The organism is Myroides sp. C4067 (genome assembly GCF_038039665.1).
GTDB classification, from domain to species: domain Bacteria; phylum Bacteroidota; class Bacteroidia; order Flavobacteriales; family Flavobacteriaceae; genus Flavobacterium; species Flavobacterium odoratimimum.
The window spans coordinates 18,665-31,420 of the sequence record NZ_JBBPHJ010000033.1; the positions used below are offsets into that span (position 1 = coordinate 18,665).

The following is a 12,756-nucleotide window of genomic DNA, read 5'->3' on the forward strand; positions in this document are numbered from 1 at the left end:
TGACTTTAAATAGCCTTTTAAAAGTTTTACTATGGATTGATAAAAATAAAAAAAGAGGATATAATCCTCTTGTGTGGTATATTTAATACCCTTTAAATTATTTATGTAATAAAACGCTAAATAAAAAATTCAAAATTATTGTCTTATTTTTTATCAACTACCGGGTGTTCTTACTTTTTAAGAAAACAATTATTTTTTATAAGGAATCTAAAAATACCTTCACTCCTAGCCCTATGCTTAAACTGTTTGAATGAACTTCATTTAATTGGGCGGTATGAGTTGTTCCATTTGCCTTAAATAACTTATCGGTTCCCTTATTTATTTTTGTATGGGTATAGTGAACAGAGAAAAAAGGTTGTATGCGCTGTGTGAGCTGATAGCCGATATGTAATCCTGTCCTCCACCCCACTCCCTTAGATTTGTGCTTAAAACTGGTGGGCTGTCTAAGTTCTTCTCGGAGGTTCCAAGTTGCCTTAGCAGTGTAAGAGGGTAGATATATAGCGCTAATATCAAAATCTACATTCCAATTCTGATGAATAAAATTCGTTTCTAATCCCATGATGACTCCATGAGATTGAGGTTTATAGGTGCTATTTAATTTTTTGCCTTCTATAAGAGGGACATCTCCATCTAACATATAAAGAGTCTGATAGGCACCATAATACCCAATATGGGTATTAAAATAAAAGTGATGATTAGACCATAGCAAATAGGATAATTCAATACGTGTGTAAAAAGAATGACCTTTATCTGCTTGTAAATCAAGTTCAGAGGTTTTTAGGAATCTATTGTCTCCTGCATAATCTGTATCTTTCACAGTTCCTCTTGTTATCTCCTTGTAATTTAGGTCTGTTTTTAAGCGAAATTTCGATGAAAGAGAGATAACAGATTCAACACCTACAGAAGGTCCGCGAAGATCGCGCCAATCTAATTCTGATAATACATTAGGGTATTGTCCTTGTTCATTGCCTGCTATATTCCAATTCAAGTTTTCTTCACTCCAATTTACATAAGGTGAGATAGAAGAGGGTTGTCTTTTGGCTTGAGCTTGTATTAAAAAAGGAAGAATACAAAAAAGTAATAGAAAGTAACTTTTATTCATTGTCATAAATAGATAAAGTCTACCTCACACTAGGGTAAGGTAGACTATTATTAAAACTAACCTAATGTATATACTTTAGTTTCTTGGATAAACTGTTGCAATAAACTGTTTATCTGTTGCTGATAAAACAGAGTTATTTCCTACACTAAATCCATTTGTAGTAAGAGCACTGCTTATGCTGTAATGCATAATCGACTGCGTGTCATAAGCACTATACTGAGTTTGCGTAGTTGAATAGGTTGCAAAAAGATTGTTATCCACATCATTTTTACTCCAATAGTTCGGATAACCAGCGTAATAAGCGTACACTTTATTTTTATCCCATGGAATATTCGTTAAAGGATGTTGATGCTCGTGTATCATTCCTAGCGCATGACCGAACTCATGGATAACTGTTCTACTGAACTCTGCATCGCTAGTCGAATTATCAAACCAACCAAAGTTCATTGTTTCTTCATTAGATGGAATACTAAGGGCTTGTGTTCCTAAATAAGAATACGATCCTGCTCCTTGGGTAAAAGTAACTCGAATCTGAGGAGTTCCAGTTTCCACAAAATTAAAAGTGATATTGGCATAATTAGACCACTCCTGCGCGTATTGCTTAACCTTACTGCGAACATAAGGAGTACCTCCATATAGTCCTACAGTAATAACACTTCCATTAGGCCACTTTGTACTTCTAACAACAGCTCCTCTTGGATCTGTTCCTTTAGGATAAACATCTTTACAGACTTTCGCACCTTCAAATCCTGAAACAATATCTGCTTTAGGCACTGCTCTTAATTCTTTTAGCCCCTTACTACTATCATTTGCTGGTGTATCATTGTCATTTGTGTTACATGATACCAAAGCTACTGAGATGAATGATCCTAAAAGGATCTTGTGGTGTAATTTCATATTATCAATATTATTTTGGTTTATAATAACATAAATTTAACAACACTGATTCAATATAAAAAATTGACAACAAGACAATTAACTATATAGGAAGCCAAACTACACCAAGTGTTAAAAAAACAAGTATTTTCAACAGCTATATGCACAAATATACTTTTTAAAACAAAACAATAACTATAATAACAAATTAACCTTACTATTTACCCATAATAACAAGCAATATACGCTAAATGATTTTATTTCAATATACTAGAGCAACTGGTTCTGTTTTATGATTTGAATTAATTCTTGATAATCTGTTACATTAAACTCATGTAGCATTTTACTTATTCGCTTTTGTATAGCGCTTACGCTTAAAAAGACAAAACTCTCTAGTTGAGTAATTTTATACCCATGAGATAAATACATTAAAATCTCTCTGTTCTTAGGATCTAGAAGTGTATTCTTAGCAATTACTTTTTTTATAGACTCCTTAGCAATAGGGCTATAGAAAGGTTCTGATCCCTTATTATTAAAAATCAAATCCTGTAAAGTCTTGGCAGAAAAATCTGATTTTACAATCAGTGCATCTATCGTTTTATTACGGTAAATACCATAAAGAATAAAGGCTTCCTCATGTGCAGTTATTAAAATAATATTACAATAAGGAAAGCGCTCTTTAATCATGGAAGTACAATCTAAACCTGACGATATATTTTGCTCTTCGTATACAGGCATATCATAATCTATAATAGCTACGTCAAGCTGGTCTAAACAAAGTATCTGACTATAGAGTTCTTCACAGTTTTGGGCTTTAATGTAAGTATTAGATTCATCGTTTAAAATAGAAATATATCCCTCTAAAGTCATGAAATGATCATCGGCAAGTAATATAGTCATATAATTATTTTATAAAAAACACAATGCAATTTACTATTAAAAAAGAATTACACAATATTATATTTATAAAAAATACAACAAAACTATCCTTAAATATTCTTTTGAAAGTAGGGAATTTCTAAACTAATCGTTGTCATCTGACTAATAGTAGATATTGTCATTTTTCCTTGTAGCGCTTCTAGTCGATGTTTTATATTTTTAAAACCCAATCCTTTATCTATTTTCTTAGTATCGATACCAATACCATTATCGTGGATTTTAACAATAATATGGTGCTCACTTAAAAGAATAATCACTAAACACTTAGTAGCTTGAGCGTGTTTATTTACATTTTGAAGCAATACTTGTACAATAAGGTATAACTGTGCTTTTTGGTACAGTGTATACACATCCCAATTAATAAGTCTATCAATAGAACACTCAAAAACAGTTTTGAATGTATTTTTCTGACTTACTATTAAATTCTCAAGTACTAAACTAAAATCTTGTTCTTGGTTAAATAAGGTCTTATGCATATTGTGAGATAATGCTCTGGTCTGTGCTTCAATTTGCGTTAATTGATCTATTAACTTTTCTTTCTCTTGCGTTTGATCAGTTGACAATTGCCCAAGGTTAATACGCACAGTAAATACCCTATTAATAATAGAGTCATGTAGGTCTTTGGCTATTTGTTTTCTTTGTTTATTTTTTGCCTTATAGGTTATGCTTTGTTGCTGCAAAAGCAAAGCTTGAATCTGGTGTATAGCTTGTTGATCTTTTTGCTGATATAAAAGTTTTTTATTTTTCATTCGCAAACTAAGCACAATAAAAAACACAATAGACAGTATAACTACAAGTAAAATAACTCCTCCTAAATATGCATTTCTTTGCTTTAGAAGATCATTTCTCTTTTCTATTTCTCCTGTTTCATATTCGATACGAGCAAATTTATTTCTGGTTTGACGCTCAAGAGTTCTTATGCTATCTTGGGTTCTGAGATAAAGAGTGGTATAGAGCTCTTTGTCCTGAACATTATATTCGGATAAAAATTTTAGACTTTCTGTCAATTCATAAAGATTCTTATCTTCTGCAGCCATAGTATAAGCTTCCTTCATTAAAACTAAAGCCGTTAAGGTATCTTGCTTTAAAAGATTTAACTCCGCTATTCTTATTTTACTAGCAACAATACCTTGTTTATGGTTAATCTGCGTCCGAATATCTAAAGCAGATTCAAGTGTGGATTGTATCACTCGAGTATCCTCACAAAGAAGCATCTGATTATAACCGTAGTTATTTAAAACCATTGCCTTTAATCTGGGAAAACTATCTACATAGTGATTTCTAAGTGCAGTCTGAAAGTAATTTTTGGCTTCTTCTAAATTACCTACTTCTTGATAATACCCTCCTATATTATTATAATAGGATAGCCAAGAACGCTGTAAATTATATTTGTCATATCCTTCTTCTTCTAATCTATTAAGCAATTCTGGTATTTTTACATAATACTCTAAAGCACCTCTATACTCTTTCAGCTCTTTCAGTACTGACGCCATTTGGAAGTTGGCCTCATAGATAAGTCTAGTATTTTTTTGTTTGGATAACACTTGTAGAACTTGGGCTATCGTAGTCTCACTCTCTGTATAAACCCCTGTATCGTGTAAAACACCAGCTTTATAAGAAAGCATTTTAGCCCAGTTGATACTATCCTTTTGCAAGGCATAAAGTTTCTCAGCTTTGAGATAGTAAAAATAAGCACTATCTAAAATCTGTCTTCTATCGTAATAATCTCCTAAATACCAATAGGTCTTGGCTATATGTGCTGTATCTCCCTGTTGTTTTGAGTAAGAGTACAGTTTTTCTAGATTTTTTTTAACCTTTTTATCCCGCTTTATCCACTCATAGCGGTTAGCTAATCTCAAAAGTGCTTCTCTAGTTAAAGAGTCATTAGGTCTTTTTATTATCAAAGTAGCAATACTATCTAGATAAACTTCTTTATCAATAGCCTCAGCATAACCTTCAAAATAGTTTGTTTCTTTTGTTTTTTTCTCTGCCACGCCATTACAAGATAGAAAACAAAATAAAAATAATAATAAACTAAAACGCATAACGATTGCTTTATAATCAAAACAATAAAGCGATTCAAAATGAATCGCTTTATTACACTGCAAAATCTATAACCTTAAAAAAGGTACACACTTATTATTTTCCTTTTCCTTTTCCTTCTCTCTTTGTTTTATCTTTATCTAAATCAAAATCACCACGATCACTCATATTATCATCAGAAAAGCTTTTCACTTCTAGTGTTGTTAAGACCTCCTGTGCCTGCTTTTCTTTTTGTTCTGCTTGTATATCTTGTTGTAAATTATCATCATTTGAACAAGATACTACCACTGTTGAAAGAGTTATTAGCCCCATCATAAAATAGATTTTTTTCATACTGTATCGATTTTAATAACTAACTATAAGAACAACCTCATAATTAGTCCTGGTTATTAATTAAGAATAATTATTCCTTTAGAATATTAAACATTTTCACTCTAAATAGATTTTTATTTATCTAATTAAATGGCTGATATAATTATAATAATTACAATAGATAGAAATCTAAATCACTTATTATAAGTTTTATATCATAAAATGAATAGATCTAAATTTCATTTATAAACTTATAACAATAATTAAACTCACTGTTGTAGTTTAAACTCACAAAATGTTAAAATTTTACACCATTGGGTATAATAACCGCACAGATCCTTCGGGGAATTAGGAATTAAACGAAAGAACCACCCCGCCCTACGGCCCCCCTCCCGTGTTAACACAATCCTGTAAGGAAACCTAATTCTTAATTCCCCGAAGGGGGCGCCTTTGGTATCGGTATTCCAGTTACTACGTTGACTTCTTTTCTACATCTGATGGCTATGTCTTTATACATTAAGGTAAACTCGGCGTATGGTTTATAGACTTTGTTTAGCTTAATACTATAAATCTGTTCTAGTGCGTAGGTCTTAGAGTCTCTAAAGATCACTCGATTATATCCGTCATAGAGAACAAAATCTTGTATAGAGATACCTTCTCTCCTAGGGCTAAACAGCTGATACTGTAATTCGCCTGTATGGGTTCCATCAATTATAATCTCGTCAAAGATGTGTGAGCTGACCAAAACATCATTTATAAAACTGACCACTTCTACTCTCATCGTGATCGATACATGTGGATTCTGTCTACTTCTAAGCGTTACATTCGTTACTCCTGTTTGCCCAAAAAACGTTTTGATGTATCCTTCACGATCTACTTTGATAATTGGATTATCCATAGTCACTTTAGATCGTCCTTCTCTAGAAGTAGTAATCTGTCCTTTATTTATAGTTAAAATATTGGGGTTTTCTACAGTCCATTTTAGCTGGTTCTGCTCAATATTTTTAATTTCTAGTAGATAATTTAGATTAAAAGTCTTATTCGTAACTAAAGATAATTCTTTTTGTTTAAATTGTAAGATCTGTTCTTGTACACGAATCTTCATACTCGCCTGAACGTTAGTATTCTTTACTTTGGCTGTAATTTTGGTTTCTCCTTCTGAAAGCGCTTTAGCTATGCTTCCATTTAAGCGAACAACACTTGGGTTTTCACTGAGCCACACAACTTGTTCTTTAGTTGCATTCTCAATTTTCAGTTCATTAATCAAGTCAAAACTATCGTTTATCAATACTTGTTTTCTTTATTGATAAAAATGATAGTCACTTCTTTTTCTCTAATGCCTCCATCTTCTGGGGAGCACCCTAATACTACTAACGAGAAAAGAGTTAGTAGTACAAGTTTTGCTTTCATAATGTTTTATATTAAAGAAGGCTTTCTTTTGCCCTCTCTTAAATTTAAGACTTGTAAAGCCCAAAGCCTCTTAAACACAAACAGCAACTATACTATAAACCACTAATAATCAACACATAACACCTTTAAATCTATCCGAGTTATTAGAGATAAAAAAACAGTAAACCTAATTTATTTGTTAATTTTAGAGCAACAGGTATCTGTTTCAGATAAATAATAAAATGATACTTTTTCTACACTGTAATATTTTATCATTACTTCCCTTTTTGGTCTTTACAACAGCATTTATTTTATGCTTTTAAGGGGGTAAATGAAGTAGATATAGAAGGTCAGCTTCGCCTCTATTTCTTTAACCCAGATTAAGCATTAGCCAAATACTGCAAAGCAATTCTACTTCCTTTCTCTTTCATTAAGTCTAAAAACCATATTATAGTATGCTTTACTCACTAATTTGGCTCTATTTTGTATAAATACTCTTCGTTTATCTGTCTATTGCGTAATCTTGGTTTAAAAAATCATTAACTTTATCCCTTTATTATTTTAAGATGAAAGGAATTATTCTCGCTGGGGGATCGGGAACTCGATTACACCCTCTTACATTAGCTGTCAGTAAACAACTGATGCCTGTCTATGACAAGCCTATGATTTACTACCCTTTATCCACGTTAATGCTAGCGGGAATCAACGAAATTCTGATTATCTCAACTCCTACTGACCTGCCTAACTTTAAAAAGCTATTAGGAGATGGTAGCCAAATCGGTTGTTCATTTACTTATGCGATACAGGAAGAACCAAACGGATTAGCACAGGCTTTTATTATCGGAGAGGAATTTATAGGTGATGATCACGTAGCGCTGATCTTAGGAGATAATATCTTCTATGGCAGTGGAATGTCTAAACTATTACAATCGTGCGTAGAAAGAGCAGAACCGACTATATTTGCCTATTCTGTAACGGATCCTCAACGCTATGGTGTGGTGGAGTTTGATCAACATAAAAATGTACTCTCTATAGAAGAGAAACCTCTAGAACCTAAATCTAACTTTGTAGTGCCTGGGTTATACTTTTATGACAATGATGTAGTGAATATCGCCAAGACTATTCAACCTTCTAAAAGAGGGGAATATGAGATTACAGACATCAATAAAGAGTATTTGAGACAAGGCAAATTAAAGGTGGGGATACTAGACAGAGGTACGGCTTGGCTAGATACAGGCACTTTTGCTTCTCTGATGAAAGCAGGTCAATTCGTCCAAGTCATCGAAGAGCGCCAGGGATTGAAAATCGGGGCTATCGAAGAGGTCGCTTATCGCATGGGGTATATCACAAAAGAACAATTGCACCATATCGCTAAACCTCTGTGCAAAAGTGGGTATGGGGAATATTTAATGACAATAGAATAACAATGTATTAAACCAAGTAAAAAGACCTTGTACTATGTCGAAGTACAAGGCCTTTTTACTTACTTTTTATATTGTTGATGATAGTACTCTTGATATGCTCCACTGGTTACATTGGTTAACCAATTTTGATTATTCATATACCAATCAATGGTCTTAGCTAATCCTTCTGGAAAGGTTACGGATGGACTCCATCCGAGCTCTTTATTAATCTTCGTTGCATCAATCGCATACCTTAGATCATGTCCTGGTCTATCTGTTACAAAAGTGATTAATCGCTCACTCTCTCCTACTTCTCGACCTAAAACTACATCCATCTGCTTACACAGCTCTTTGACTAAATCTATATTTTGCCATTCATTAAAGCCTCCTATATTATAGGTCTCTGCATTCTTTCCTTTATGGAATACATCATCTATGGCTCTGGCGTGATCTAAGACATATAGCCAATCGCGGGTGTACTTCCCATCTCCATAAATAGGTAGGGGTTTCTTATTGATGATATTGTGAATACAAAGTGGGATTAACTTCTCTGGGAAGTGATTAGGCCCATAGTTATTAGAACAATTACTTACAACATAAGGCATCCCATAGGTCTTTCCATAAGCGCGCACAAAGTGATCTGAACTTGCCTTAGAGGCTGAATAAGGTGAATTAGGGTCATAAGACGTCGTTTCGGTAAATAAACCTACTTCGCCTAGTGCGCCATAGACTTCGTCTGTACTAATATGGTAAAATCGATTCCCTTCCCAATCGCCTTGCCATAAGGATTTAAATGCTTGTAATAAATTGACTGTGCCTAAGACATTCGTGCGTACAAAAGCAAGCGGGTCTGTAATAGATCGGTCTACATGAGACTCTGCTGCTAGATGAATCACCGCATTAAATCGCTCTTTTATAAATAGCTGCTCTATTGCTTCTTGATTGGTTATGTCTTCTTTTATAAAATGATAGTTCGGAGCAGCTTCTATATCTCTTAAGTTCTCTAGGTTACCTGCATACGTAAGTGCATCTAGGTTATAAATCTGATAGTCTGGATATTTCTGTACGAAAAGCCTTACTACATGTGATCCTATAAACCCTGCGCCTCCCGTAATAAGTATTTTATTCATGCTCCTTGTCTTTTTTTATTTTTTAATTCCACAAAAATCTAAAACTACTTTACCTTGCGGTATTTCTAATGTTTTAAACTCATTATGTGCTACTAAGAACACAACGATATCTGCTTTTTCTACCGCTTCTCTATAGTTCGTTAATTTAAACACTTTATGGTCTTGTATGTTTGGTTCTACAATATGAATCTTTCCTGCATTAATGGTATCTACCACATGCTGAAAGATATCTACTCCATGTACACCTATTTTATTTTGTGCTATTAATGCAGATGTTGGTAATCCTATGTATCCTAATCCTATTGTTACTACTTGTGTATTCATTCATTATGTTATTTTGTTGTTTTGTGATTTCGTTTATATCATAAAACATTATCTTATCTCTATATTTCTTTTCTATTAGACGCAAAATATGCGTCTCTACTGTAATTGACTAATAAATTCAACAATACGTGCACATGCTTTTCCATCTCCGTAAGGATTGTGTAAGGCTGACATCTTTGCATAACGAGCTGAATCTGTCAATAGGCTATTCGCCTCTCTTACAATCTTCTCTTTATCTGTACCTACTAAGATTACTGTTCCTGCTGCTACGGCTTCAGGACGTTCTGTTGTATCTCGCATGACTAAAACTGGTTTTCCTAAACTCGGTGCTTCTTCTTGTACTCCTCCACTATCTGTAACAATCATATAACTCTTATTCATCAACCATACAAATGAAGGGTAAGCTAATGGATCTATTAATTGAATATTATCTATTCCTGATAGGATTTCGTAAACTGGGCCTTTTACATTTGGATTTAAATGTACAGGATAAATGATTTGTACATCAGCATGTGTTAAGGCTATTTCTTTTAGTGATTCACAGATACGAATAAATCCATCTCCATGATTCTCTCTTCTATGTCCTGTAACAAGTATTAGTTTCTTAGACGAATCTACAATCTGTTTTAATTGTATGATTTCTTCATTTTGCAAGTCTTCTACACGCTCTACACTTTCTAATAAAGCATCAATAACTGTATTACCTGTAACTAAAATATCTTTGATTTTGATATTTTCTCTTAATAAATTTTCTTGAGATGCTGTGGTTGGCGCAAAGTGATAATCTGTCACACGGCCAGTGATCTGACGATTGATTTCTTCTGGGAAAGGTGCTCGTTTATTATGTGTTCTAAGGCCTGCTTCTACATGGCACACCTTGGCTCCACTGTAGAAAGCAGCAATACTAGCAGACATGGTTGTTGTAGTGTCCCCATGTACATATACATAATCAGGTTTGAACTCCTCTAAAACAGGCTTTAACCCTGTGATAATATCTCCTGTTAAAGAATACAAATTTTGATTGGGTTTCATCAAATTCAAATCATACTCTGGTACAATATCAAAAAATTCTAAAACCTGGTCAAGCATCTCTCTATGTTGTGCAGTTACACATACACGTGTATCAAATTGATCATTGTGCTTCTTAAACTCTTTTATTAAAGGAGCCATTTTGATAGCTTCTGGTCTTGTACCAAATACAATCAAATTCTTTTTCATAGTTAAATAATATGTGTTAATGCCTGTTTTTACTTTTTTAAAAAACAGTTAATATCATCAATTTAATAGTCTCTTCTTATATTACATATGTAATAAAATTCATCTAAATATAAGAGATACTCTAAAGAATATAAATCCTAATATTTTATATCCTTGCATTTTTATTGCTTAATTTACGTGTTAAAGTTTATTTTCCTCTACCTATTGTATAAACTTCAAATCCTATATCTTCTAACGCTTGGCGATTTAATATATTACGACCATCAAATATAAATGCAGGCTTCTGCATCTTATCATAAATGCGTTGCCAATCGTACGTCTTGAACTCATCCCATTCTGTCAATACTGCGATACCATGTGCTCCTTCTAGGGCTGTATAGGGTTCTGCGTGTACTATCAGGTGTTTTTTATTTGTTTCTAATTCGCGAGTGGCTAAGTAATCTAAATCAGATAACATCTGTTGTTCTGTTACTTTAGGATCGTATACGTGGATTTGTGCTTCTTCTTCAATTAACTCATTGGCTACATAGATAGCAGCTGATTCTCTAGTATCATTAGTATCCTTCTTGAATGCCCAACCTAAGAAAGCTATTTTCTTATCGTTAACTGTATTAAACAAAGTTGTCACGATATTCTCTGCAAAACGACGTTTCTGGTGGTCATTCATAATGATTACTTGCTCCCAATAGTCTGCTACTGCCTCTAGCCCATAAGACTTAGCGATATACACTAAGTTTAGGATATCTTTTTGAAAACACGATCCTCCAAAACCTACAGAAGCTTTTAAGAATTTATTGCCAATACGGCTATCTGTACCAATGGCTCTAGACACTTCGGCTACATCTGCTCCTGATACTTCACATAGTTCTGAAATCGCATTGATAGAAGACACACGTTGTGCTAAGAAGGCATTAGCAGTCAATTTAGAAAGCTCTGATGACCATACATTAGTACGCAAAATACGCTCTTGAGGTACCCATGCTTCATAAATAGACGCTAACGCTTCGATAGCTTCTCTTCCTCTTAGAGTTTCTGCTCCACCGATCAATACGCGATCAGGGTTCATCAGGTCCTCAATAGCTGTACCTTCTGCTAAAAACTCAGGATTAGAAAGTATTTCAAACTCTACTCCATTACCTGTTTGATCAAGGATTCGTTTAATTGCTTGTGCTGTGCGTACAGGAAGTGTAGATTTTTCTACAACTATTTTGTCTGTCTTGGCTACTTGAGCAATTTGTCTTGCACATAATTCAATATACTTTAAATCAGCTGCCATTCCCTTTCCTTTACCATAGGTTTTGGTTGGGGTATTCACAGAGATAAAAATCATGTCAGCTTCATCAATAGCTTTCTCTACATTGGTATCAAAAAACAGATTTCGTCCACGAGCTTCTGCTACTACTGCATCTAAACCTGGTTCATAAATAGGTAATTTGCTCAAATCTTCATCATTCCACGCTTTGATACGTGCTTCATTTAAATCAACTACTGTAATCTTGATATGTGGATTTTTTTGTGCTATAACTGCCATTGTAGGTCCTCCTACGTATCCTGCCCCTACGCAACAAATTTTTTGTATGTTTTTCATATATGCTAAAGAAAGTAAATTAATACTTTATCATTTAATTACACATTAGCCAAATACTACAAGGTAATTCTACTTCTTCTCTCTTTCATTAGTACTACAACCATATTATGGTATACTAACAACACTAATGTAGGTCTATCGGGTATCATTACTTTTCGTTTATATGTCTATTTTATAATCTGGGTTTGATCTTGTCTATAGTATTCTTCTTTTAAAAAGAATATACTATAGGGTAAAGTTAATTATTTACCTGCTATTGACAACAGGTATTTTTTATTTATAAATTTTAGGTGCGCCCTCTACTGTTAAACGAATATGCGTTGTCGGGTGTATAATAACCGCACGATTTACAAATCCGCGAGAACGGGCAATCATCGTAATTCGATTACTATGATAAAAGCAAATCATTATTAATATATTTTACACCTTATT

At 33.6% G+C, this 12,756-nt stretch carries 12 protein-coding genes; 1 reads left to right on the top strand and 11 read right to left on the bottom strand.

Annotated features, from left to right (window positions below; all coding sequences use genetic code 11):
* Positions 1-196: 196 nt before the first annotated feature.
* The 7 genes from AABL87_RS16120 to AABL87_RS16150 all read right to left on the bottom strand — a co-directional run bounded on the left by AABL87_RS16120 (position 197) and on the right by AABL87_RS16150 (position 6,682).
* Positions 197-1,102, bottom strand: coding sequence for a hypothetical protein (locus tag AABL87_RS16120; RefSeq protein WP_225581821.1), 906 nt, complete (start codon positions 1,100-1,102; stop codon positions 197-199).
* A gap of 75 nt (positions 1,103-1,177) precedes the next feature.
* Positions 1,178-1,999 (bottom strand): M12 family metallopeptidase, encoded by an 822-nt coding sequence (locus tag AABL87_RS16125; protein WP_341277594.1) that lies wholly within the window; start codon positions 1,997-1,999, stop codon positions 1,178-1,180.
* Positions 2,000-2,248: 249 nt separating this feature from the next.
* Positions 2,249-2,878, bottom strand: a complete 630-nt coding sequence (locus AABL87_RS16130; protein WP_006265596.1) for a response regulator — start codon at positions 2,876-2,878, stop codon at positions 2,249-2,251.
* 89 nt (positions 2,879-2,967) lie between these two features.
* The gene (locus AABL87_RS16135; protein ID WP_341277595.1) at positions 2,968-4,962 is read right to left on the bottom strand and encodes an ATP-binding protein; all 1,995 of its coding nucleotides are present in this window, start codon (positions 4,960-4,962) and stop codon (positions 2,968-2,970) included.
* A 94-nt stretch (positions 4,963-5,056) separates the two neighbouring features.
* Positions 5,057-5,293 carry a hypothetical protein gene (locus AABL87_RS16140; RefSeq protein ID WP_006263941.1) on the bottom strand — a complete coding sequence of 79 codons (237 nt, stop codon included), beginning with the start codon at positions 5,291-5,293 and terminating at the stop codon, positions 5,057-5,059.
* A 406-nt stretch (positions 5,294-5,699) separates the two neighbouring features.
* Entirely contained in the window at positions 5,700-6,560 is an 861-nt protein-coding gene (locus AABL87_RS16145) for an Ig-like domain-containing protein (protein WP_006265599.1), read from the bottom strand.
* Positions 6,557-6,682 (bottom strand): hypothetical protein, encoded by a 126-nt coding sequence (locus AABL87_RS16150; RefSeq protein ID WP_006263943.1) that lies wholly within the window; start codon positions 6,680-6,682, stop codon positions 6,557-6,559. Before AABL87_RS16150 ends, AABL87_RS16145 begins: the two co-directional genes overlap by 4 nt.
* 545 nt (positions 6,683-7,227) lie before the next feature.
* Between AABL87_RS16150 and rfbA the strand changes: the two genes are divergently transcribed.
* Positions 7,228-8,085: a glucose-1-phosphate thymidylyltransferase RfbA gene (gene rfbA / locus AABL87_RS16155; protein ID WP_006263945.1), complete on the top strand. Its 858-nt coding sequence runs from the start codon at positions 7,228-7,230 to the stop codon at positions 8,083-8,085.
* A gap of 59 nt (positions 8,086-8,144) precedes the next feature.
* Here rfbA and rfbB read toward each other — a convergent pair whose 3' ends face one another.
* The 4 genes from rfbB to AABL87_RS16175 all read right to left on the bottom strand — a co-directional run bounded on the left by rfbB (position 8,145) and on the right by AABL87_RS16175 (position 12,324).
* Positions 8,145-9,194: a dTDP-glucose 4,6-dehydratase gene (rfbB, locus tag AABL87_RS16160; protein WP_006263946.1), complete on the bottom strand. Its 1,050-nt coding sequence runs from the start codon at positions 9,192-9,194 to the stop codon at positions 8,145-8,147.
* 15 nt (positions 9,195-9,209) lie between these two features.
* The gene (locus AABL87_RS16165; RefSeq protein WP_341277596.1) at positions 9,210-9,518 is read right to left on the bottom strand and encodes a hypothetical protein; all 309 of its coding nucleotides are present in this window, start codon (positions 9,516-9,518) and stop codon (positions 9,210-9,212) included.
* A 96-nt stretch (positions 9,519-9,614) separates the two neighbouring features.
* Positions 9,615-10,736, bottom strand: a complete 1,122-nt coding sequence (wecB, locus tag AABL87_RS16170; protein WP_006263948.1) for a non-hydrolyzing UDP-N-acetylglucosamine 2-epimerase — start codon at positions 10,734-10,736, stop codon at positions 9,615-9,617.
* Between the two features lie 187 nt (positions 10,737-10,923).
* Complete coding sequence (locus AABL87_RS16175; protein ID WP_006265600.1) at positions 10,924-12,324, bottom strand: UDP-glucose 6-dehydrogenase; 1,401 nt, start codon at positions 12,322-12,324, stop codon at positions 10,924-10,926.
* Positions 12,325-12,756 lie beyond the last annotated feature (432 nt).